General features: G+C 66.2%; 21 protein-coding genes and 1 tRNA gene. 16 read left to right on the forward strand and 6 right to left on the reverse strand.

Annotated features, from left to right (window positions below):
- Positions 1-97: 97 nt before the first annotated feature.
- Positions 98-1,546: a bifunctional UDP-N-acetylglucosamine diphosphorylase/glucosamine-1-phosphate N-acetyltransferase GlmU gene (gene glmU, locus AOT83_RS02430; RefSeq protein ID WP_030094578.1), complete on the reverse strand. Its 1,449-nt coding sequence runs from the start codon at positions 1,544-1,546 to the stop codon at positions 98-100.
- 16 nt (positions 1,547-1,562) lie between these two features.
- Positions 1,563-1,634 (reverse strand) — tRNA-Gln (locus tag AOT83_RS02435).
- Between the two features lie 151 nt (positions 1,635-1,785).
- On the opposite strand from AOT83_RS02435, the gene AOT83_RS02440 reads away from it, so the two are divergent.
- From AOT83_RS02440 to AOT83_RS26610, 7 genes are all read left to right on the forward strand, one after another.
- Positions 1,786-2,379: a TetR/AcrR family transcriptional regulator gene (locus AOT83_RS02440; protein ID WP_030094579.1), complete on the forward strand. Its 594-nt coding sequence runs from the start codon at positions 1,786-1,788 to the stop codon at positions 2,377-2,379.
- Between the two features lie 74 nt (positions 2,380-2,453).
- Positions 2,454-2,687: a hypothetical protein gene (locus tag AOT83_RS02445; protein WP_030094580.1), complete on the forward strand. Its 234-nt coding sequence runs from the start codon at positions 2,454-2,456 to the stop codon at positions 2,685-2,687.
- A gap of 93 nt (positions 2,688-2,780) precedes the next feature.
- Positions 2,781-3,080 (forward strand): hypothetical protein, encoded by a 300-nt coding sequence (locus AOT83_RS02450; protein WP_030094581.1) that lies wholly within the window; start codon positions 2,781-2,783, stop codon positions 3,078-3,080.
- A 104-nt stretch (positions 3,081-3,184) separates the two neighbouring features.
- The gene (locus AOT83_RS02455) at positions 3,185-3,424 is read left to right on the forward strand and encodes a hypothetical protein (RefSeq protein WP_030094582.1); all 240 of its coding nucleotides are present in this window, start codon (positions 3,185-3,187) and stop codon (positions 3,422-3,424) included.
- Positions 3,425-3,542: 118 nt separating this feature from the next.
- The gene (locus AOT83_RS02460; protein WP_030094583.1) at positions 3,543-3,809 is read left to right on the forward strand and encodes a hypothetical protein; all 267 of its coding nucleotides are present in this window, start codon (positions 3,543-3,545) and stop codon (positions 3,807-3,809) included.
- Positions 3,810-3,900: 91 nt separating this feature from the next.
- Positions 3,901-4,200 (forward strand): hypothetical protein, encoded by a 300-nt coding sequence (locus tag AOT83_RS02465; protein WP_030094584.1) that lies wholly within the window; start codon positions 3,901-3,903, stop codon positions 4,198-4,200.
- Between the two features lie 32 nt (positions 4,201-4,232).
- Complete coding sequence (locus AOT83_RS26610) at positions 4,233-4,505, forward strand: hypothetical protein (protein ID WP_081343700.1); 273 nt, start codon at positions 4,233-4,235, stop codon at positions 4,503-4,505.
- Here AOT83_RS26610 and lysA read toward each other — a convergent pair.
- Positions 4,502-5,848: a diaminopimelate decarboxylase gene (gene lysA / locus AOT83_RS02470; protein ID WP_057963800.1), complete on the reverse strand. Its 1,347-nt coding sequence runs from the start codon at positions 5,846-5,848 to the stop codon at positions 4,502-4,504. The two genes, AOT83_RS26610 and lysA, sit on opposite strands and share 4 nt — an antisense overlap.
- Before the next feature lie 107 nt (positions 5,849-5,955).
- On the opposite strand from lysA, the gene mfd reads away from it, so the two are divergent.
- The 4 genes from mfd (at position 5,956) to efeB (AOT83_RS02490) (ending at position 13,998) form a co-directional block, all read left to right on the forward strand.
- The gene (gene mfd, locus AOT83_RS02475) at positions 5,956-9,609 is read left to right on the forward strand and encodes a transcription-repair coupling factor (RefSeq protein ID WP_057963801.1); all 3,654 of its coding nucleotides are present in this window, start codon (positions 5,956-5,958) and stop codon (positions 9,607-9,609) included.
- A complete protein-coding gene (locus AOT83_RS02480; RefSeq protein WP_057963802.1) occupies positions 9,606-10,595 on the forward strand; it encodes a nucleoside triphosphate pyrophosphohydrolase in 990 nt (329 codons plus the stop codon). Before mfd ends, AOT83_RS02480 begins: the two co-directional genes overlap by 4 nt.
- A gap of 104 nt (positions 10,596-10,699) precedes the next feature.
- Entirely contained in the window at positions 10,700-12,754 is a 2,055-nt protein-coding gene (efeU, locus tag AOT83_RS02485; RefSeq protein ID WP_057963803.1) for an iron uptake transporter permease EfeU, read from the forward strand.
- Between the two features lie 17 nt (positions 12,755-12,771).
- The gene (gene efeB, locus AOT83_RS02490; protein WP_078284268.1) at positions 12,772-13,998 is read left to right on the forward strand and encodes an iron uptake transporter deferrochelatase/peroxidase subunit; all 1,227 of its coding nucleotides are present in this window, start codon (positions 12,772-12,774) and stop codon (positions 13,996-13,998) included.
- Here efeB (AOT83_RS02490) and efeB (AOT83_RS02495) read toward each other — a convergent pair.
- Genes efeB (AOT83_RS02495) through efeU (AOT83_RS02505) form a run of 3 tightly spaced genes read right to left on the reverse strand, consistent with a single transcriptional unit; the run spans position 13,995 to position 17,297 of the window.
- Positions 13,995-15,266, reverse strand: a complete 1,272-nt coding sequence (gene efeB, locus AOT83_RS02495) for an iron uptake transporter deferrochelatase/peroxidase subunit (protein ID WP_046252778.1) — start codon at positions 15,264-15,266, stop codon at positions 13,995-13,997. The genes efeB (AOT83_RS02490) and efeB (AOT83_RS02495) overlap by 4 nt on opposite strands.
- Positions 15,247-16,401: an iron uptake system protein EfeO gene (gene efeO, locus AOT83_RS02500; RefSeq protein WP_057963806.1), complete on the reverse strand. Its 1,155-nt coding sequence runs from the start codon at positions 16,399-16,401 to the stop codon at positions 15,247-15,249. The genes efeB (AOT83_RS02495) and efeO overlap by 20 nt, the downstream gene beginning before the upstream one ends.
- Positions 16,398-17,297, reverse strand: a complete 900-nt coding sequence (gene efeU, locus AOT83_RS02505) for an iron uptake transporter permease EfeU (protein WP_030094592.1) — start codon at positions 17,295-17,297, stop codon at positions 16,398-16,400. The genes efeO and efeU (AOT83_RS02505) overlap by 4 nt, the downstream gene beginning before the upstream one ends.
- 173 nt (positions 17,298-17,470) lie before the next feature.
- On the opposite strand from efeU (AOT83_RS02505), the gene AOT83_RS02510 reads away from it, so the two are divergent.
- From AOT83_RS02510 to AOT83_RS02530, 5 genes are all read left to right on the forward strand, one after another.
- Entirely contained in the window at positions 17,471-18,238 is a 768-nt protein-coding gene (locus tag AOT83_RS02510) for a lipoprotein (RefSeq protein ID WP_046252781.1), read from the forward strand.
- An 82-nt stretch (positions 18,239-18,320) separates the two neighbouring features.
- Complete coding sequence (eno, locus tag AOT83_RS02515) at positions 18,321-19,613, forward strand: phosphopyruvate hydratase (protein ID WP_030094594.1); 1,293 nt, start codon at positions 18,321-18,323, stop codon at positions 19,611-19,613.
- Between the two features lie 116 nt (positions 19,614-19,729).
- Positions 19,730-20,260: a septum formation initiator family protein gene (locus AOT83_RS02520; protein ID WP_030094595.1), complete on the forward strand. Its 531-nt coding sequence runs from the start codon at positions 19,730-19,732 to the stop codon at positions 20,258-20,260.
- Complete coding sequence (locus AOT83_RS02525; protein ID WP_046252783.1) at positions 20,257-20,736, forward strand: DUF501 domain-containing protein; 480 nt, start codon at positions 20,257-20,259, stop codon at positions 20,734-20,736. The genes AOT83_RS02520 and AOT83_RS02525 overlap by 4 nt, the downstream gene beginning before the upstream one ends.
- A complete protein-coding gene (locus tag AOT83_RS02530; RefSeq protein WP_057963807.1) occupies positions 20,730-21,686 on the forward strand; it encodes a Ppx/GppA phosphatase family protein in 957 nt (318 codons plus the stop codon). The genes AOT83_RS02525 and AOT83_RS02530 overlap by 7 nt, the downstream gene beginning before the upstream one ends.
- Positions 21,687-21,692 lie beyond the last annotated feature (6 nt).

Consider the following 21,692-nt stretch of genomic DNA (forward strand, 5'->3'; position numbering starts at 1 on the left):
GGTACGGACCTTCCCCCGGTGACTGGGAGCGGGTTGCCGGAATTTGAACGCGAGATGTCCAACCCCGGTTTTCGGAGGCCGTGTTCGCCCTCGGAGGTCAGGAATCCCTGGACGCTTCCTCGGCGGCCCTGGCCGCATCGCTTCCGGGGCGTTTCTGTGCCACCCAGCCTTCGATGTTGCGCTGTGGACCGGCCGACACCGCCAGCGCGCCCGGCGGCACGTCCTCGCGAATGACCGTGCCCGCGCCGGTGTACGCACCGTCGCCGACGGTCACCGGGGCCACGAACATGGTGTCCGATCCGGTCTTCACATGCGAGCCGATGACGGTGCGCCGCTTGGTTTCTCCGTCGTAGTTGACGAAGACGCTGGATGCGCCGATGTTGCTGTGCTCGCCGATATCGGCGTCGCCCACATAGGTCAGATGCGGCACCTTGGTGCCCCGGCCCACCGTCGAGTTTTTGACCTCCACGAACGCGCCCAGTTTGGCGCTCTCGCCGGTCACGGTGCCCGGTCGCAGGTAGGTGTACGGCCCGATCACCGATCGCGCACCGATGGTGGCGCCCTGGCCGTGGGTGCGGATGACGGTGGCCGAGTCGCCCACCGTCACGTCGATGAGGGTGGTGTCGGGGCCGATGTGGCAGTGGCCGCCGATGACGGTCTGCGAGTGCAGCTGGGTGCCGGGCGCGATGGTCGCGTCCTGTCCGATCCGGACGTCGACATCGATCCACGTGCTCGACGGGTCGACGATGGTGACTCCGGCGCGCTGGTGGAAGCGGATGATCCGCCGATTCAGCTCGGCGCCCATCTCAGAGAGCTGCACCCGGTCGTTGACGCCGGCCACCAGCGCACTGTCGTCAACATGGTTGGCGTGCACCGCTTTTCCGCCCTGGCGGATGATCGAGACGGCGTCGGTGAGATACAACTCGTGCTGGGCGTTGTCCGAGCGCAGCTGAGACAGCGCCGCGTGCAGCGGCCCGATGTCGAAGGCGTACACCCCGGCATTGACCTCACCGATGGCACGTTGGCTGTCGGTGGCGTCGGTCTGTTCCACGATGGCGATGACCTCGCGGTCCTGGGTGCGCAGGATGCGCCCGTAACCGGTGGGATCGGCCAGGGTGGTGGTCAGCAGGGTGGCGGCGGCGGGCTCGGCCTGATGCCGGTTGATCAGCCCGGCAAGTGTTTCCCCATCGAGCAGTGGGATATCGCCGGAGGTGACGACGACGGTGCCAGCGAAGTCCGCGGGCAGCGCCTGCAGGCCGCATGCCACGGCGTGCCCGGTGCCAAGCTGTTGTTCCTGCACGGCGATAGCGATCTCGCGATGCAGCGATTCGGCGAGTATCTCCACCGCGGTGGCGATGCGTTCGCGGTCGTGTCCCAGCACGATCACCAGGTGTTCGGGGTTGACACTGGCGGCGGCATGTACCGAGTGCGCCAACATCGAGCGGCCGCCGAGGGTATGCAGCACCTTGGGGATGTCCGAACACATACGGGTACCGGCACCCGCGGCTAGCACGATTACTGCAGTCCCAGCGGGATTGCCTGGCATTTCCTACTCCCTACTGCTCCGTCGCCAGGACTCGAACCTGAACTATCTGAACCAAAATCAGAGGTGCTGCCGATTACACCACGACGGACTGTTACAGAATGAAGACTGTAGTCGACCAAGGAGCGAGGCTTGTCCGAGCGACATCAGGTCAACAAGCTCGGTCGTGCGGCCGAGGAAAGTGATGGCACATGTCGGTACCTAGCAGGCCGGACGGCCCCGGGCGGACTCCTCGCGTCCGGATGGCCGGTACTGAGCGGCGCCGCCAGCTGATCGATGTCGCGCGGTCCTTGTTCGCCGAACGTGGGTACGAGGCCACGTCCATCGAAGAGATCGCCCAACGCGCCGGAGTCTCTAAGCCCGTCGTGTACGAGCATTTCGGCGGCAAGGAGGGCCTTTACGCCGTCGTGGTGGATCGCGAGATGTCGGTGCTGCTCGACGGCATCACCTCGTCGTTGACGAGTTATCGCTCGCGGGTGCGGCTGGAACAGGTGGCGTTGGCCTTGTTGAGCTATATCGAGGACCGCACCGACGGATTCCGGATCCTGATCCGGGACTCACCGCCCGGGGTCAGCTCGGGGACATATTCGAGCCTGCTCAACGACGCGGTCAGTCAGGTGTCGAGCATCCTGGCGGGCGACTTCCAGCGCCGGGGACTGGATGCGGAGATGGCGCCGCTGTATGCGCAGGCGTTGGTGGGGCAGGTATCGATGACGGCCCAGTGGTGGCTCGATGCGCGGGAGCCCAAAAAGGAAGTGGTGGCGGCGCACATCGTCAACCTGTGTTGGCACGGCTTGAAGCATCTGGAAGCAGATCCGCAGCTACAGGAGGAATGAGCCCTCACACCGGAACATCTGAGCGCTGCGCTTCGTTGGATATGACGGGTGGTACGCGCAGGAGGTGGTCGGTGGTGACAGGGATTCGCCTGGTTCTCGGTGCCGCGGCCGCCGTCGCGGTCGCGTTGATGGGTGCTCCCGTTGCGGCCGCAGACGACTGCAGTGGTCCGCTGACCGCGCGGGTGTGTGTGAAGCCGGGCAACGCCGAGTTGCATTCCACGCCCAACCGGGAGTTCATCCCTGATGTTCCGCAGGCCTCGCCCTGGCTGGTCGTGGGTGGTACCGGCTCGGGTATCTGGATCCCATAGCCGGGCGCGCTGTCGAACCGAATCAGTGCGTGACATGCGCCGATCACCTAGAATTTAAGTCGTTGGGGTTGACCACAGGATGAGGTGTTTGTCATGACGTCAGTAGTTGTGCGATGGGCTGTGGTCGGCGCCGCCGCGGCCGCGTTGGGCGTTTTGCCCGTGTCGCTGGCTTCGGTTGCCGCGGCCGATCCGCAGTGTGCGGACCCGGCGATGTGTCAGTCCGAGCCGCCCAACCCCGAGAACTGCAACGGTGGGCCTGACGACATGGTGTGCACCCGTGCGGGGGACGCGGAACTGCATTCTTCGCCGAACCCGGCAGACATTCCGCCGGTGCCGCAGGCCGAGACTCCGCCCTGGATGGTTTTCGGTAACCCCGGTATGGGCGGCCACTAATCCGGTAAACCCGGGGAAGCACCACCCTTGATGGTTGCTTTCAGATCCTAACGAGTTTAATGTTGTGTCGTTAGGGAATCTAAGCATTTAAGGGGTGTTGTCCCATGCCTGGCCTTCGATATGCCATGGCGGTGGTAGTGGCGAGTCTGCTGGCAGCGGTGCCCGCCGGTCCCAGTTCAGTGGATGTAGCGAGTGCTGTCCGTGGTGGGCACGGACATTGCGCGCAGCCTCGGACCGGATCCGAGGTGTGCATTACTCCGGGCGATGCCGAGCTGCGGTCGTGGCCGGATCCGGCCGATCTGCCGACGCCGCCTGATGTTCCGTTACGCCCGGACAACCTCTGAGGTGATTCGGGGCCAGAACCTTCGCGATAAGTTCGAAAAAGCTGTGAACTAGCTGTGTGACGTGCAAAAAGCGCCTAAAGTCAGACTCTGGGGTCGATGGATAGGCGAGGTGGTCGTCATGACGTCAACAGTGATGCGGTGGGTGGTGGCAGGAGCCGCCGCGGCGGCGCTGGTGGTCACGCCCGCGGTGCTTGCCCCGATGGCTTGGGCAGAGCAGCCGTGCGCGGATCCGGCGATGTGCCAGGCACCTACGCCGGGGCCGGTGCACGAGGATGCCGAGCTGCACTCGAAACCGAATCCAGCGGACATGCCGCAGGCCCCGCAGAGTGGCATGCCGCCGTGGCAGATGATCAACGCTCCGGGGGAAGCGCGTAACCACCCCTGAGCCTTGGCGTGGTCGGTCGTCAGCTGTGAACTGGCTGGGAATAGCGCTGGTCTGATGGCATCTTGAGTCGCCTCGACTTATCGTCGTGCTCATGATGTTTGTGCTGGTACGGCGTGCGGCGCTGCTGGTGGCGGCGGGTGTGACCATCGGTGTGCCGTTGGCATTGGGCGTATCGCACGCCGACCCCCCGTGTGCGCCGGGTGCTGCCGCGTGCGCCCTGCCTACAGCGGTCGTCCCGCCGGCGGGAGCGCACGAAAAGTGCAGTGCGCCCAAGCCAGGAGAAGAGGTCTGTGCCGAGCCCGGTGATGCCGAGCTCCACTCAACCCCGACGGCCCACATCCCGGCGCCGCCGTTGACGGTCGCTCCGACCAAGGGTGGTGCCGCGCTCTAGACGAACGCGCACCAGGCTCCTACGGTGGAGTTATGCGGTTGTCGCTTAGGCGCACCGCGGTGTCAGTAGCAGTGACGAGCCTCGTCGTTGGAGGTTTGGTGGTGGTGGGCGTTTCATACGCCGATCCATGCGCGCCGGGTGCAGCAACGAGCCGTCCGAGTTGCCGGGAGTCGGCTCCCAGTCAGCAGGACTGTTCAAAGCCGGGAAATGCCGAGATCCACTCGACCCCGGACCCTGCGCACGAGGCCACGCCGCCGTTGACGGTCGAACAGACCAAACCGGCACCCACTGCGCACTGGCCCTAGCGCGCGCCGCAGTCCCGCGAGAGCAGATCGGCGATCGTCTCGCGGCGTACCAGCTCGCGCACCCGTCCGTCGCGGACTGCTAGCACGGGGGGACGTCCAACCAGGTTGTAGGACGAGGCCATGCTGTGGTTGTACGCACCGGTGCAGGCCACTGCCAGCACGTCGCCGGGGTGCACATCGGAGGGCAGGCTGACATCGCGGGCGATCTCGTCGCCGGATTCGCAGTGCCGTCCCGCCACCGTCACGAGTTGCGGTGGGGCAGAGGGGTGTCTATTGGCCAGCGCGACACTGTATTTGGCGTCATACAGTGAGACGCGGGGGTTGTCGCTCATGCCGCCGTCGACGGCCACGAACGTGCGCCCGCCGGGCTGGGTCTTGACCGACACCACCCGGTACAGCGTCACTCCCGCGCGGGCGGAGATGGCACGACCGGGCTCCACGACGACGCGGGGCCGCGGGAAGCGCTCGGCCGCGCAGGCGGCATCGAGGGCATCGTCGATGAAATCGCGCAGCTCGGCGAGGTCGAGTTCGGGGTCACCCGAGCGGTAGGGAACACCGTGGCCGCCACCGATATTGAGCTCACCCAGGATCACGCCGTGCTTGGCCCGGATATCGGCCATCGCGGCGATCATGCGGCGAATGGTTTCGCCGTAGAGCGTGCAATCGGTGACCTGTGAGCCGATGTGGCAGTGCAGGCCGACCAGGTCCAGCAGGGGCTGGTCCAGCACGCGGCGGACGGCCTCGGTGGCATGCCCACTGTGCAACGGGAATCCGAATTTCTGATCGGTGACGCCCGTCGTTACCGCTGCGTGTCCGTGGATGTCGATATCGGGGGTGACCCGGACCAGTACACGCTGGCGTTTCTTGAGCCGAGTCGCCAGGAACATGATCTCGGTGTTGGAATCCAGCACGATCCGGCCCACGCCGACCGCAGCCGCGTCACTGAGCTCGTCAGGGGTCTTGGCGTTGCCGTGCATGATGATTCGTTCCGGGTCGAAGCCGCCCGCGAGTGCGGTCGCCAGCTCGCCGGAAGAGCAGACATCCAGCGACAGCCCCTCCTGCGCCACCCAGCGCGCGATATCGGTCGTCAGCAGCGCCTTGCTGGCGTACGCGATCTCGATTTCGCGCAGGGTGCGGCGATAGTGACGGGCGCGGTGACGGAAATCCTCCTCGTCAACCACATAGGCGGGGGTGCGGAATTGGTCGGCGATTTCCGAGAGCGCCGTCTCTCCGACGCACATCCGGCCCTGCTCGTCCAGGTGTGTGGTGACCGGCCACACGGCCGGGTCGACGCGAGGTCGCGCCACGTTATGTAAGGACGGCAGCAGGTCCAGAAGTGTCATGCATCTACCGTGCGCCTGTGGCGACCCCATGCGAAGTTTCTTGACGTGGCCTTGACGGTGATGGGCCCGATCTTTTCGAGATCTGGGCGCCGTAGAATGAACGCACCATGACTGTGACTGCCCCGCCTCTCGCCGGGGTGATCCGGACAGCCTTGCGGGATCCCGCATTCGATGTTCTTGCCCCGGCCCTCGCCGCCAAGACCGGCCTTGATCTGACCGCACCGTCTTGTGCCCGCCCATTCGTCGTCACCGGTATGGCCGATGCGAGCGATGCGCCCGTCCTGGTGGTGACGGCCACCACCCGGGAAGCGCAAGATCTCGCCGCCGAGCTGCGCGACGTATACGGCGATTCGGTCACCCTGCTGCCGTCGTGGGAGACGCTTCCGCATGAACGGCTGTCACCCGGCGTCGACACCGTGGGTGCCCGGTTGCAGGTGCTGCACCGGCTCGCTCATCCGGAGGACTCCCGGATGGGGCCCCCGCTGCGGGTGGTTGTCACGACGGTTCGCTCGCTGTTGCAGCCGATGTCGCCGGAGCTGTTCGATCTGGAGCCGGTGGAGCTCACCGTGGGGGCCGAGTCGGAATTCGACGGGCTGATCGCCCGACTGGTCGAGCTCGCGTACACCCGGGTGGACATGGTGGCCGGCCGTGGCGAGTTCGCGGTGCGCGGCGGCATTCTCGATGTCTTCAGTCCCACCGCAGACCATCCGGTGCGCGTGGAGTTCTGGGGCGACGAGGTCAGCGAGATGCGCTACTTCTCCGTTGCCGACCAGCGGTCGATCCCCGAACTGCAGGTCACCTCCGTGCTCGCGATGCCCTGTCGCGAACTGCTCCTCACCGAACAGGTGCGCACGCGTGCGGCCGAGCTCGCGGCGGCGGCCGGAGACTCTGGTAGTACCGAGGGCGAGCACCGGCTCGGTACCGGGCTGGGCGAGATGCTGGCCAAGCTGGCCGACGGAATCTGTGTCGACGGAATGGAATCGCTACTGCCCGTGCTGCATTCGGGTGAGCTGACCATACTGGTGGACCATCTGCCCGAGGGCACTCCGGTGCTGATCTGCGATCCCGAGAAGGTGCGCACCCGGGCGGCGGATCTGGAGCGCACCGGCCGGGAGTTCCTGGAGGCATCCTGGTCGGTTGCCGCGATCGGCGCCGACGCACCAATCGATGTTGCCGCGCTGGCTGATTCGGGATTTCGGGAGCTTGATGACGTCAAGCACGCGGCAGATGAGACCGGGCATCCGTGGTGGTCACTGAGCCCGCTGAGCATGGGCGACGATCAGGCGATCGATCTCGCGGTACGGCCATCGCCCTCCTCGCGCGGCCACAAGGAGGGTGCGGCGGAGATCTTCGCGATGCTGCGCGCCCACGTGATGACCGGCGGGCGGGCCGTGGTGGTGGCCGCTGGTGCCGGCACCACCCACCGGATCATCGAGCAGCTGGCCGAAACGGAAACGCCGGCAAAGCTGTTGGAGCCCGGGGCAGAGCCCGTCGAGGGCGTTGTCGGCGTGCTGCGTGGTCACCTCACCGACGGTGTGGTGCTCGCAGGCGCCAACATCGTCATCGTCACCGAGACGGATCTCACCGGCAGCCGGGTCGCTGCCACCGATGGCAAGCGGTTACCCGCCAAGCGCCGCAACCAGGTTGACCCGCTGGCCCTTGCGGCCGGCGATCTCGTTGTGCACGACCAGCACGGCATCGGGCGATTCGTGGAGATGGTGGAACGCACCGTCGGCGGGGCGCGCCGGGAGTATCTGGTGCTGGAATACGCGTCCGGTAAGCGTGGCGCCGCCGCCGGTGGGCAGAGCGATCGCCTGTACGTGCCCATGGACTCCCTCGATCAGCTGTCCCGGTATGTCGGTGGCGAATCTCCCGGCCTGAGCCGACTCGGCGGCAGCGACTGGGCTAATACGAAGACCAAGGCGCGCAAGGCTGTTCGTGAGATCGCGGGTGAGCTTGTGGCGTTGTACGCGGCGCGCCAGGCCGCGCCCGGACATGCCTTCGCGCCGGATACTCCGTGGCAGCGGGAGATGGAAGACGCCTTCGGGTTTGTCGAGACGGTTGATCAGCTGACCGCCATCACCGAGGTGAAATCCGATATGGAGAAGCCGGTTCCGATGGACCGGGTGGTGTGCGGCGACGTGGGCTACGGCAAGACCGAGATCGCGGTGCGCGCGGCGTTCAAAGCCGTCCAGGACGGTAAGCAGGTCGCGGTGCTGGTGCCCACGACGCTGCTGGCCGATCAGCATCTGCAGACGTTCACCAATCGCACCGCGGGATTCCCGGTGAAGGTGGCAGGCCTGTCGCGGTTCACCGATCCGGCCACCTCGAAGCTGGTCATCGAGGGAATGGCCGATGGCTCAGTCGATATCGTCATCGGTACACACCGGCTGCTGCAGACCGCGGTGCGGTGGAAGGACCTCGGTCTGGTGATCGTCGACGAAGAGCAGCGATTCGGCGTCGAACACAAGGAACACATCAAGGCGCTGCGGACCCATGTCGACGTTCTGACCATGAGTGCCACCCCGATTCCGCGCACCCTGGAGATGAGTCTGGCGGGCATCCGGGAGATGTCGACCATCCTGACGCCGCCCGAAGAGCGTTACCCCGTGCTCACCTACGTCGGTCCGCATGACGACAAACAGGTGGCAGCTGCCCTGCGGCGCGAGCTGTTGCGCGATGGTCAGGCGTTCTACGTGCACAATCGGGTGAGCTCTATCGATCGGGCCGCCGCGCGCATACGTGATCTGGTTCCCGAGGCCAGAGTTGTTGTGGCACACGGCCAAATGCCCGAGGAATTGCTGGAGCGCACCGTCGAGGGGTTCTGGAACCGCGAATACGACATCCTGGTGTGTACCACCATCATCGAGACGGGGCTGGACATCTCCAACGCCAACACCCTGATCGTGGAGCGGGCGGATATCTTCGGGCTATCGCAGCTGCACCAGCTGCGTGGGCGCGTCGGCCGCAGCCGTGAGCGCGGTTACGCGTACTTCCTTTACTCGCCCGAGGTGCCGCTGACCGAGACCGCCTACGACAGGCTCTCGACCATCGCGCAGAACAACGATCTGGGTGCCGGCATGGCGGTGGCCATGAAGGATCTGGAGATCCGCGGCGCGGGCAATGTGCTCGGCGTCGAGCAGTCCGGCCACGTCGCCGGGGTGGGGTTCGATCTGTACGTCCGGCTCGTCGGTGAGGCTGTCGAGGCGTATCGCGCGGCGGCCGACGGCAAGACGGTGCAGACCGCCGAGGAACCCAAGGAAGTGCGTATCGACCTGCCGGTCGACGCGCACCTGCCCACCGACTACATCGGTAGCGACCGGTTGCGCCTTGAGGCGTACCGCAGGCTGGCGGCGGCCGGGGACGCCGCGCAGATCGGCGCGGCGGTCGAGGAACTCGTCGACCGGTACGGTCCGCTGCCGCTTCCGGTGCAGCGACTGGTCGCGGTGGCCTCGCTGCGTTTGCTGTGCCGTGAGATGGAAATCACCGATCTTTCGGTGGTCGGTACCAACATCCGAATACAGCCGTTGCCGCTTCTGGATTCGGCGCAATTGCGGCTCAAGCGTTTGCACCCGGCCGCGCAATACCGTGCGACGACTTCCGTTGTGCAGGTGCCTATCCCGCGTGCCGGCGACGGGGGAGTGAGCTCAGAGCGCATCCGCGACCTAGAGCTGGTGCACATGATTGTCGATCTGCTGCTGGCGTTGTCGGGGCGCCCCGCGGGCAGTGTTGATATAACACCAGTGGAGGTGAGCAAATGACCGTCATCCTTGTGGACCCGCGCCATCCGTCGATGGTGCCGGTCGAGGCCGTCGGTTTGCTCGCCGGTGATCTGCAGTACACCGAGGAGCTTCCCGTCCGGCTGGCGTGGTCGCTGTCGACCGCACGCCCGGTGTACATCGGTGAGGACGCCCCGGCGCTGTTGTCCTCGGACCGCAACCATCCGGAGGTGAAGGCCCGGATCGCGGCCGGGGCCACGGTCATCGCACCGCCGGCGCGGCAGGGCGAGAAGCTCATCGACGCGGTGGCGGTAATGGACAGGCTGCGCACGAACGGCCCGTGGGAGGGCACCCAGACTCACGATTCGCTGCGGCGATACCTGCTCGAAGAGACCTACGAGCTGTTCGACGCGGTGCGTACCGGTGACGTCGACGAGCTTCGTGAAGAGCTGGGGGATGTACTGCTGCAGGTGCTTTTCCACGCCCGCATCGCCGAGGATGCCCCGGAGCATCCCTTCAACATCGATGATGTCGCCGAGGCGCTGCTGAAAAAGTTGGGCAACCGCATTCCGGTGATCCTCGGCGCCGGTGGCGATTCCAGCTCGATCTCGCTGGAAGAGCAACTGGCGCAGTGGGAAGAGCGTAAGGCGCAGGAGAAGGATCGCGACTCGTGTCTGGACGGCGTGTCCAGCAGCCAACCGGCTCTGGCACTCACGCAGAAGGTGCTCGGCCGGGTGACGGCCGCTGGTCTGCCCACCGAGTTGATCCCGGCGCAGCTGCTTTCGGTAACCATCGAGCTGGATGGAGATGCCGAGAACCAGTTGCGGGCAGATGTTTTGGAATTCATGGATACCGTGCGTCGCGCCGAGAAGAGCATCCTGGCCGATCGCCGCGGTGAGGACACCGCCGCCGGATTGGCGAGCGCCGATCTGCGTGATGTCGATGCCGGGGAGTGGCGCGAGCATTGGCTGAGGAATCCGGTTGAGGCTCCTGCCGATGATGCCGTCGAGGTACCCGCCGAGAGCTAGGGCGCAGCCGGGGAAACCGTGCGGAGGGACTTTGTGCCTGGTCTCGCGGGACCATGGTCCGCACAGCATTTGCACAGCATTTAGGTACGCCATACCTTATCTACGTGGTGTTATCGGATGCGGTCCCCAATCTGTTGATTGGCCTGAGGGAGGGTCTCGAAGCAGGACTTGTGGTGAGCATCCTGCTTGCCGCCGTCCATCGTTCACCGCTGGCGGCCAACGGGCGCCGGGCCACGGCGCCGGTGTGGCTGGGCGTGCTCGGGGCGCTTTCGGTGTCGGCCAGCTTCGCGGCGGTGCTCACCTCCACGACCAGCTCGCTGGGCGCAACCGGCCAGGATGTGGTGGGCGGCGTGCTCAGCATCCTGGCCGTCGGGTTGGTCACCGCGATGATCTTCTGGATGTCGCGCACCGCCGCCAGCCTCTCCGGTGAGCTGTCCGGGAAGGTGGAGCACGCACTCACCCTCGGTGCGGGCGCGCTGGCCCTGACGGCGTTCTTGGCGGTCGCCCGCGAGGGATTAGAGACCACACTGTTCTTCTGGACCGCGGCCAAGGCGGCGGGAGAGACCACCGGACCGGTGATCGGTGGCGCCCTCGGGCTGGCGATCGCGGTGACGTTGTGCTGGCTGCTGTATCGCCGCGCGGTGAAGCTCAATCTCAAAGTGTTCTTCACCCGTACGGCGGTCGTGCTTATTGTGATCGCCGCCGGAATTCTGGCCTACGGCATCGGGGATCTACAGACCGCAGGCTGGTTGCCTGGGCGGACCTGGTACGCCTTCGATCTGAGTCAGCGCATCTCCGCGGACTCCTGGTGGGCCACCATCGTCACCGGCATCACCCAGCTCACCCCGCGGATGACCGTGCTGCAGGTGGTGGCCTGGGCTGGATATCTGATACTGGTGATACCCCCGTTCTTGCGGGTATCACGTGAAAACCATTCGCCCACTGCCGCGTCCGAGCCCGACGAGGAACCCTCGGCCTTCGCGCGCCTGATCGGCCAGCGCCCCTTCGCGGTTGCCGCGACCATCGTGGTGGTACCGGTACTCATGGCGGCCGCGGTGATTGCGATTCTGCCATCCGCCAACCGTGATGCCGATACGCAAGTCACCGTGACGGCCAGTGGGTGCGCCGACGACTGGACGTCCGCGGGTACCGGCCTGCAGACGTTCTCTGTCGTCAACAAGTCGGGCAAGACCGGTGAGATCAACCTCGTGGACGGCAACAACGGCGTGGTCGCCGAGATCGAGACCCTGGGCCCCTCTACCAGTGCCACGCTCACCGCGACGCTCTCGGACGGCACGTACAAGTTCGCGTGCCTGATGGCCGGAGAGCCCGCCAGATACTCGGCATCTCAACAAGTCCGGGGCAAGGCCGACCCCGGGGCGCCGCAGCCGGTGGTCAGGGTGACCGAGGACGATCTCAAGCCGCCGATGCAGGCCTACCAGCGTTACGCCGACAATCTCCTGGCTGTGCTTGGTACCCAGGCGCGCGCACTTCGTGCCGACGTTGCCGCGGGCAACATCGAAGCAGCGAAGAAGGATTGGCTGCCGGCGATTCTGACCTGGAACCGAATCGGTGCGGCGTACGGCAGTTTCAAGGACTACGGGGATGCCATCGCCGGGCTGCCGCATGGGCTCCCCGACGGGGTGCACGATCCCGATTTCAAGGGCCTGCGCCGCCTGGAGTACGGGTTGTGGCACGGGCAACCCACGCCGGTGTTGGTGCCGGTGGCAGACGAATTGGTCTCGACCATCGACAAGCTGCGTGCCAACCTGGCGGACGTGATGACCGAGCCGGCCGATCAGACGAAACGCCCACACGAAATCCTCGAGGACACCTTGCGATTCCAGCTCATGGGCTACACGAACCAGGGAGCGGGAACCGAGTATGCGGAGGCGGCAGCTGCGGTCGAAGCCACCCGGGCGGTGCTGGGCCAATTCTCTGCGCTGATCAATGCCCGCGCGCCGAAGTTATTGGCGGAAAGCAACTCCCAGCTCGATATCCTTGACGCCGCACTCAAGGCGACGCAGCAGGGTGGACAGTGGCGTCCGCTCGAGCAGGTGCCGCTGGCCGGTCGCCAGGCGGTGGATGCCGCGCTGGGGCAGGTGCTCGAGACGCTCGCCTCGGTGCCACTGCTCATCGAACTTCCGCCGAGCCGATGACCAAGGAGGCGCGCAATATGGATGTCAACCGCAGGAACTTCCTCCGCGGCGCGGCCATCGGGGCGGCAGGCACGGCCGTCACGGGTGCGGTGCTGGCGCACGGTGCCGAGGTCGACGCGAACGCGGCGGCAGTGGCCGCGCCCCCGAATCGGTACCCATTCCACGGGGCCAAGCAGTCGGGAATCCTCACCCCGGTGCCCGCCGAGAAGCAGAACTTCGCCTGCCACGTGGCATTCGATGTGACGTCCAAGAACAGGGATGCGCTGGCTGGGGCCTTCAAGAAGTTGACCGAGCGGGCGCGGTTCCTCTGTACCGGCGGCACCCCGCCCGAACTGGGGGTGGGGCAACCGCCGGCGGATAGCGAGGTGGTTGGGCCCGTGGTCGAGGCCGACGGCCTCACCGTCACAGTGGCAGTCGGGTCGAGCCTGTTCGATAGCCGATTCGGGCTGACCGACCGCAAGCCCGCCAAACTCAAACCAATGACCGTATTTCCCAACGACTTTCCCGATGCGGCGTGGACACACGGTGATCTGCTGGTTCAGCTGTGCGCCCACAATCCGGATACCGTGCATCACGCACTGCGCGATATCACCCGCGCGGTGCGGGGCGATCTGCAGATGCGCTGGCGGATCGAGGGGTACAACTCGCCCCCGCGCCCGTCCGGAACGGGCCGAAACCTTTTGGGGTTCAAGGATGGCACCGCCAACCCAGTGTCAAACGATGCCGAAAAGCTGATCTGGGTGGGCGATGGCGAACCCGCCTGGACCGCGGACGGCACCTACATGGTGGTGCGCCTCATCCGGATGCTCGTCGAATTCTGGGATCGGGTTTCCATCAACGAGCAGGAGCGGATGTTCGGTCGACGTCGCGACAGCGGCGCCCCGTTGGACGGGAACAACGAGTTCGATAACCCCAACTACACGACTGACCCCGAAGGCCAGACCATTCCCCTGGATGCGCACATCCGGCTGGCCAACCCGCGCACCGCGGAAACTGACAACCAGCGGCTGGTCCGGCGTTCCTACAACTACGACCTGGGCGTGGAACCGAACGGGAACATGCAGTCGGGACATGTCTTCGTCTGTTTCCAGCAGGACCTCGAGCGCCAGTTCGAAACCGTGCAGAACCGGTTGAACGACGAGCCCCTCGTCGACTATGTGCAGCCGTTCGGGGGCGGATACTTCTTCGCGCTGCCGGGCGTCGTCGACGAGAACGACTGGTACGGCAGGACCTTGCTCGGCTAGCCGAAGAGCGACTGACCCCAATACTCCTTGGGACCCAGGCCCGGTGGACAGGCGAAGATAGCCGAACCGGTGTGCAGGATGTATTCGTTGAGGGCGTCCTCGGTGGCCAGCTTGCGCTGCATCGGGATGAACTGCGATTGCGGATTGCGCACGAAGGCGATGAAGAACAGCCCCGCGTCCAAATGCCCGAACCCGTCCGACCCATCGGTGAAGTTGTAACCGCGGCGCAGGATCTCGATACCGCCCAGTTCTTCGGCGGAGGCCAGTCGCACGTGCGCGTCGACATCCAGCAGCGGTTCCCCATCCGATTTCTTGCCGGTGAAGTCGATGGCCGCGAACTCGTCGCTCTGGCCGATCGGCGCACCCGATCCCTTGGCGCGCCCGATGACTCGTTCCTGCTCGTTGAGTACGGTGCGGTCCCAGCTCTCGATCAGCATCCGGATGCGCCGCGCCACCAGGTAGGTGCCGCCGGTCATCCATTCGGGGTTGTCGCCCTTGGCTACCCAGACGCTGGTGTTGACCTTCCCGGTGTCTTCGGCCTTGATGTTGCGGGTGCCGTCCTTGAACCCGAACAGGTTTCGCGGCGTCACCTGCGACCGGCTGGTCGAGGAGGTGCGGCCGAATCCGAGCTGCGACCACTTGACCGCGACGGTTCCGAAGCCCACCCGGGCCAGGTTGCGGATGGCATGCACCGCGACCTGTGGGTCGTCGGCGCAGGCCTGAATGCAGATATCGCCGCCGCAGCGGGCAGGGTCCAGCTTCTCGTTGCGGAACTTCGGCAGTTCCTGCAGTGGCGCCGGTAGCTTGTCGGCGATGCCAAACCGGTCCACCCCGTCCTTACGGAAGAACGAAGGGCCGAAGCCGATCGTCAGGGTCAGTGCGGAGGCGGCCAGGTCCAATGCCTCGCCTGTATCGGTCGGCGGGGCATAGGGATTGCCGTCGATCGCACCGCCCGGTGTCGTCTCCTCGCCCTGGGACATCCGCTCGGCCATCTCGGTCCACTGACGCAGCATGGCCTGCACCTCGCCGCGGGTGGCGTTGGGCATCACGTCGAAGGCGCAAAAATGCATCCGGTCCTGCGCCGGGGTGGTGATCCCGGCCTGGTGTTCGCCGCGGAACGGGACCTTGACGTTGTCCGGTCCGACGCTGGCCGCGCTCGCGCGGCCGCCCAGCACTCCCGCTCCCGCGGCGCCGGCCACGGCGGCGGTAACTCCCGCCGCGCCCAGCAGCTTGCGGCGGTTGAAGCCGTTACCGTCCGGCGATGACACCCTGCACCTCGCTGACCTCCTTGGACAGCGCATCGATGGCATGTGCCAGCTCGATGCGCTGATCCTGGGTCACCGTGTCGTAGAAGACGAATCCGTCACCCTTGCGGTACTTGCCCAGCAGGGTGTCGACTTCCTTGAACCGCTTGTCGATCGCCTGTCCCAGTTCGGGTTTGCGCTCGTCGAGGATCGGGCGCACGGTAGCGACCGCGTTCTGCGAGCCGTCCACGTTGGCCTGGAAGTCCCACAGATCGGTGTGGCTGAAGGCCTCTTCCTCACCGGAAATCTTCGTCCTGGCCACCTCGTCGAGCAGCGTCTGCGCTCCACCGGCGATCTTGGTGGTGTTGATGTCGAAGTCCTTGGCGCGCACGCCGTCCGAGAGCTCCTTGATGTCCTTGAGCAGCTGATCGGCGATGGCGTCGGTATCGGGCTGCAGGCCGGTCACCCACAGGTCCTTCTCCAGGCGGTGGTAGCCGGTCCACTTCTCGCCGGGCTGAAGGTCGGCCTCGCGCAAGTCGATTCGCGGGTCCAGGTCGTTGGGGAAGGCTTCGGCCACCGGCTCGATCCGCTCGTAGTACACGCGGCTGGTCGGGTACTGGGCCTTGGCGGAGGCGATGTCCTTGGCCTTGACAGCCTCGACGAACTTGCCGGCGGATTCACTGAGGGCGTCCACCTGGCTGATCACGTAACCCCGGTAGCGGTCCGTGGCGTCCTTGAACTTGCCCTCGGCGTCGAGCTTCACCGCGGCTCCGGTGATCTTGAAGTCGCCGCGAATGCCGTCGCCGATCATGCCGGGCTTGCAGGCGGTCTGGTAGGTGCCGGGCTCCGTGAACTGCACGATGAGCTTGCGGTTGATGCCCGAGCCGATGTTCTCGACCTCACCGAGTGCGCGGTCGCCCTTGTCGTAGACGTAGAACTCGGTGACCTTCGACCCGTTGTTGGTCACCTTGAAAGTGACTGGGCCCGTGGTGGCCTCGGTCTTGGACACCTCGCAGCTGGTGTCGGTAGCGGTGACGGTGATCTCCTGACCAGCACCGGCGGCACCGCTCTCGGCGGGCTCCTTGGGGGTACAGGCCGCCAGGGTGGTACCGGCGGCCATCGCAAGCGCGGCGGCCACGTAGGCGAGTGATGGTTTCATCCAGCGGTCCTCTCGGGTTGGGCTTCTGTGGTGTCGGTGGTGGGCGCCTTGGGCTGAGTGGCCACAGGACGTAGGAAGAGTCCGAGCACGATCACCAGGTAGGTGATCCAGCCCGCCAGTTGCAGCACCGTTGGGGTCGGTGTCACGTTGAAGATGCCGCGCAGCAGCTCGCCGTACCAGGCGCTCCAGTCGAACCAGCCGGTGATGTCAAAGGCCTTGTGCGACAGCCCGGGAAGCCATCCGACGGTCTGGAGTGCACCGATGCCATAGGACAGGATGCCGGCGGCCACCACGACCAGGAAGGCGCCGGTGTACTTGAAGAACTTGCTCAAGTTGATCTTGACCGCGCCGCGGTACATGCCATAGGACAGCGCGGCCGCGGCAGCGACTCCGGTGACGAGTCCGGCCAGGGGCCAGGCGGTTTCGGCCTTGGCGTACCCGACCATGAACAGGGCGGTTTCGACGCCCTCACGCCCGACGGACAGGAACGCCACGGTCAGGACCGCCAGCGAGCCGGCTTCCAGTGCCTGGGCCATGCCCTGACGCAGTTCGCCGGCGATGCTGGCGGCGGCGGTGCGCATCCACAGCACCATGGTGGTCACGATGGCCACCGCGACCAGCGAGGCCACCCCGGCGATCGCTTCGGCGCCCAGGTCGCTGATGGTGTTACTGCCGAAGTGGATCGTCAGGAAGACGAGCAAGGTCATCGCGATGGCACCGGCGACGCCCAGCCACACCCAGCGCAGCGCGTCGCGTCGGTTCGACTTGACCAGGAACGCCACCAGGATCATCACGACGATCCCGCATTCGAGGCCCTCGCGCAGTCCGATGAGGCCGCTGCTGAAGTATTGCGAGAAGTGAGTCGGCCCGTCGGCTAGGACGCCGATACTGCGCATGTCCAGGGTCCTTTTCCCTCATGTGACTTTGGCTAGCCAACGCTTGCCAAGGTGCGGCTGACCTTACCTGAATAGGTCCTGTGGAAGCGATGGCAACGCATCGGCTGCGTCCGTATGTGTCCAGCTCATGCGACGATGGAGAGCAATCCATCGCACCGTCTAGGAGTTCCGTCGTGTCGTCCCTCGCCGTGCGCTCCTTGTCGGCGCGCTTAGTGCGGATCGTGCTCGTCGTCTCCATTTCGACGTTTCTGCTGGCAGCAGGCTGTTCCTGGCAGTTGGGTGGGCGTACGCCGCTACCGCAGGGGGTGCCGCCGCCTGCCGGAGATCCGGTGCCCGATATCGAGACGCCGCCCGCGCAGATTCATGGCCGTCCCGCTGACCAGCTCCGTGACTGGTCCACCCCGCGTGCCCAGAAGACGGGAATCCCCGTCATCGCCCTGGAGGCGTACGCGTACGCGGCCAAGGTTGCCGAGCGCGAGAACCCGCGGTGCAAGATCGCGTGGACGACGCTGGCCGGAATTGGCACTGTCGAGAGCCACAACGGCACCTACCACGGCGCCGAACTGCACCCCAACGGCGACGCACTGCCCCCGATCCGTGGGGTGCGCCTGGATGGATCCAACGGAAACCTGCGGCTTCCGGACACCGACAAGGGCGTGCTGGACGGTGACGCGAACCAGGACCGGGCGATGGGACCCATGCAGTTCATCCCCGAGACCTGGCGCATCTACGGTGTCCGCGCCGCAGGTGAGGGTGACCCCAGCCCCGACAACATCGATGATGCGGCGCTGTCGGCGGCGGGATACCTGTGCTCGCGCGGTGGCGACCTGAGCACCACCGAGGGCTGGATCAAGGCGCTGTGGGCGTACAACATGTCGGACGTGTACGCCGAGCAGGTACGGGACTGGGCCACGGCCTACGCCAAGGGCGGGTCGCTCTAGCACTAGTCTGTACCCGATGTTCTTCGCCCGAGTGGCTCATCAACATACGACGTCGGAACCGCAGCACCCCTAAGGAGAGACAGTGCCGATTCTTGAGCAGGTAGGCGCCCGCGAGATCCTCGATTCACGCGGCAACCCGACCGTCGAGGTCGAGGTCGCCTTGACCGATGGCACGTTCGCACGGGCGGCGGTCCCCTCGGGTGCCTCCACCGGTGAGCATGAGGCCGTTGAGCTGCGCGACGGCGACGCACGTTACGGCGGTAAGGGTGTCACCAAGGCCGTGAACGCCGTGCTCGACGAGATCGCCCCGGCCATCATCGGTGAGAGCGCCGATGACCAGCGCCTGATCGATCAGGCGCTGCTCGATCTGGACGGCACCCCGGACAAGTCGCGCCTCGGCGCCAACGCCATCCTGGGCGTCTCGCTGGCGGTGGCGAAGGCTGCCGCCGACTCGGCCGGGCTGGCACTGTTCCGGTACCTGGGTGGCCCGAACGCGCACATCCTGCCGGTGCCGATGATGAACATCCTCAACGGTGGCGCGCACGCCGACACCGGGGTCGATGTCCAGGAGTTCATGGTGGCGCCCATCGGTGCGCCCAACTTCAAGGAATCGCTGCGCTGGGGCACCGAGGTGTACCACTCGCTCAAGTCCGTGCTCAAGAAGCAGGGCCTGTCCACCGGACTGGGTGACGAGGGCGGGTTCGCCCCCGATGTCGCCGGGACGCGGGCCGCGCTGGATCTGATCAGCACCGCGATCGAGGCAACGGGTCTCAAGCTGGGCTCGGATGTGGCGCTGGCGCTGGATGTCGCGGCCACCGAGTTCTACAGCGCCGCAGACGGTTACAGCTTCGAGAAGGAGAAGCGCACCGCCGAGCAGATGGGCGCCTTCTACGCCGAGCTGCTCGACGCCTACCCGCTGGTGTCTATCGAGGACCCGCTGTCCGAGGACGACTGGGACGGATGGGTGGCACTGACCACGGCGATCGGTGACCGGGTGCAGCTGGTCGGCGATGACCTGTTCGTCACCAACCCCGAGCGCCTGGAAGAGGGCATCGAGCGGGGCGCCGCCAATGCCCTGCTGGTCAAGGTGAACCAGATCGGCACCCTCACCGAGACCCTGGATGCGGTGACACTGGCGCACAGCAGCGGCTACAAGACGATGATGAGCCACCGCAGTGGCGAGACCGAGGACACCACCATCGCGGACCTGGCGGTCGCGGTGGGCAGCGGTCAGATCAAGACCGGCGCCCCGGCGCGTAGCGAGCGGGTGGCCAAGTACAACCAGCTGCTGCGTATCGAGGAGACACTTGGGGACGCTGCCCGTTTCGCGGGCGACCTTGCCTTCCCGCGGTTCTCGATCGAGACGTCCGACTAGCGGACAAGCCGACGGGCTGAGGCCGAGCTATGGCTGATTCCAAGCGCCGCCCCGCGTCCGGTAGGTCGCGGGGTCCGGCTCCGGCTGCCCGTAAACGGACACCGGTCAAGCGGCCGGTGCAGAAGGTCGTTCGGGGCCCCGCCCGCAGCGGTCCGGCGGCTCCTGCCAAGGCGGCCAAGACCGGCGGGGCGACCGGTGCGGTGGCCGCGTCGATCGAACGCAGTGCCGAGCATCAGTCCGAGCAGCGCCTGGGGTCCACCGCACGCCGGGCCGCTGTTCTTGCCGCCGTGGTGTGTGCGCTGACCCTGACCGTGGCCGGTCCGGTTCGCACCTACTTCTCGCAACAGGCAGAACGGAATCAGCTGGCGGCGGCGGAAGCTCAGCTGCGCGACCAGATCGCCGGGCTCGAGGACAAGAAGCGCCGGCTGGCGGACCCGGCCTATATCGCCGCCCAGGCACGTGAGCGGCTGGGCTTCGTGATGCCGGGTGAGGTGCCGTTCCAGGTGCAGCTGCCGAACACTCCCGTCGATGCCAAACCGCAGAGCCAGGGGCCCGTGGACAACGGCAACCCGTGGTACACCAACCTGTGGCACAACATCGCCGACTCGCCCACGGCCATACCGACCGCCCCGGCGCCGATCCCGTGATCTCCGACGACGATATCGCCGCGGTCACAAGGCAATTGGGTCGCGCACCGCGAGGCATGCTGGAGGTCTCCTACCGTTGTCCCAACGGTGAGCCCGCCGTCGTCAAGACCGCTCCGCGGCTCCCTGACGGCACACCGTTTCCCACCCTGTATTACCTGACGCACCCGGCTCTCACGGCCGCGGCGAGCCGTCTGGAGTCCGGCGGGCTGATGCGCGATATGACCGATCGTCTTGCCTCCGATGAGGAGCTGGCCGCCGCGTATCAGCGCGCCCACGAGAGCTACCTCGCCGAGCGTGACGCCATCGAGCCGCTCGGCACCACGGTGACCGCAGGCGGAATGCCCGACAGGGTGAAGTGTCTGCATGTGCTGATCGGACATTCACTTGCCGTGGGGCCCGGAGTCAATCCCCTGGGGGATGAGGCGATTCGAGAGCTGCTGGGCACCATGCCGGGTGTGCTGCCGGAGGTCTGGTGACGGCTTTGCGGGTTGGCGCCGTGGATTGCGGCACCAACTCGATCCGCCTGCTGGTCTCGGATGTCGACGACGCCGGACGGCTGACCGATGTACACCGCGAGATGCGCATTGTGCGGCTGGGACAGGGCGTGGACGCGACGGGGGAGTTCGCGCCGGAGGCCATCGCACGCACCCGGGTGGCGCTCAAGGCGTACGCGGAATTGATGAGCTCCCTTGGGGTGCAGCGTGTGCGCATGGTGGCCACCTCGGCCGCGCGTGACGTCACGAACCGCGAGGCATTCTTTGCGATGACCGCTGAGTTGCTCGGATCCGTTGTTCCGGGCGCGGTGGCCGAGGTGATCACGGGCACCGAGGAGGCCGGCCTGTCGTTTGCCGGCGCGGTAGGCGAGTTGGACTCGGCGGCGGGGCCCTATGTCGTGGTGGATCTCGGCGGAGGGTCGACCGAGACGGTGATCGGCGACGCCGACGGGGTGAGGGCCAGCTTCTCGGCCGATATCGGATGCGTACGGCTCACCGAGCGGTGCCTGCACTCGGATCCCCCCACCGACGATGAGATCGAGGCAGCACGCGACGCGGTGCGCGCGCAGCTGGTGCGGACCTTCGAGGTGGTGCCGGTCCAGGACGCGCGAACCTGGGTGGGGGTGGCGGGCACCTTCACCACGCTGGCGGCGCTGGCGCACCGGCTGGATGCCTACGATCCCGCCGCCATTCACCTGTCGCGGGTGCCGCTGGAGCGTTTGTCCGAGGTGACGTCCGAGTTGATCGCGATGCCGCGCGCGCAGCGCGCGGCCCTGGGGCCGATGCATGAGGGACGCGTCGATGTCATCGGTGGTGGATCGATCGTCGTGCAGGAACTGGCGCGCGAGTTTTCTGCCCGCGCCGGCATCACCGAGCTGGTGGTCAGCGAGCACGACATCCTCGACGGCATCGCAATGTCCTTACGCAGGTAACCAGGC

This window comes from Mycobacteroides sp. H001, assembly GCF_001440005.1.
GTDB classification, from domain to species: Bacteria; Actinomycetota; Actinomycetes; order Mycobacteriales; family Mycobacteriaceae; genus Mycobacterium; species Mycobacterium gwanakae.

Excerpts from the sequence above, each read along its gene's own strand:
- glmU (WP_030094578.1), bottom strand. The coding sequence starts at position 1,546 with ATGCCAGGCAATCCCGCTGGGACTGCAGTAATCGTGCTAGCCGCGGGT.
- AOT83_RS02440 (WP_030094579.1), top strand. The coding sequence starts at position 1,786 with ATGGCCGGTACTGAGCGGCGCCGCCAGCTGATCGATGTCGCGCGGTCC.
- AOT83_RS02450 (WP_030094581.1), top strand. The coding sequence starts at position 2,781 with ATGACGTCAGTAGTTGTGCGATGGGCTGTGGTCGGCGCCGCCGCGGCC.
- AOT83_RS02455 (WP_030094582.1), top strand. The coding sequence starts at position 3,185 with ATGCCTGGCCTTCGATATGCCATGGCGGTGGTAGTGGCGAGTCTGCTG.
- AOT83_RS02460 (WP_030094583.1), top strand. The coding sequence starts at position 3,543 with ATGACGTCAACAGTGATGCGGTGGGTGGTGGCAGGAGCCGCCGCGGCG.
- AOT83_RS02465 (WP_030094584.1), top strand. The coding sequence starts at position 3,901 with ATGATGTTTGTGCTGGTACGGCGTGCGGCGCTGCTGGTGGCGGCGGGT.
- AOT83_RS26610 (WP_081343700.1), top strand. The coding sequence starts at position 4,233 with ATGCGGTTGTCGCTTAGGCGCACCGCGGTGTCAGTAGCAGTGACGAGC.
- lysA (WP_057963800.1), bottom strand. The coding sequence starts at position 5,848 with ATGACACTTCTGGACCTGCTGCCGTCCTTACATAACGTGGCGCGACCT.
- mfd (WP_057963801.1), top strand. The coding sequence starts at position 5,956 with ATGACTGTGACTGCCCCGCCTCTCGCCGGGGTGATCCGGACAGCCTTG.
- AOT83_RS02480 (WP_057963802.1), top strand. The coding sequence starts at position 9,606 with ATGACCGTCATCCTTGTGGACCCGCGCCATCCGTCGATGGTGCCGGTC.
- efeB (WP_078284268.1), top strand. The coding sequence starts at position 12,772 with ATGGATGTCAACCGCAGGAACTTCCTCCGCGGCGCGGCCATCGGGGCG.
- efeO (WP_057963806.1), bottom strand. The coding sequence starts at position 16,401 with ATGAAACCATCACTCGCCTACGTGGCCGCCGCGCTTGCGATGGCCGCC.
- efeU (WP_030094592.1), bottom strand. The coding sequence starts at position 17,297 with ATGCGCAGTATCGGCGTCCTAGCCGACGGGCCGACTCACTTCTCGCAA.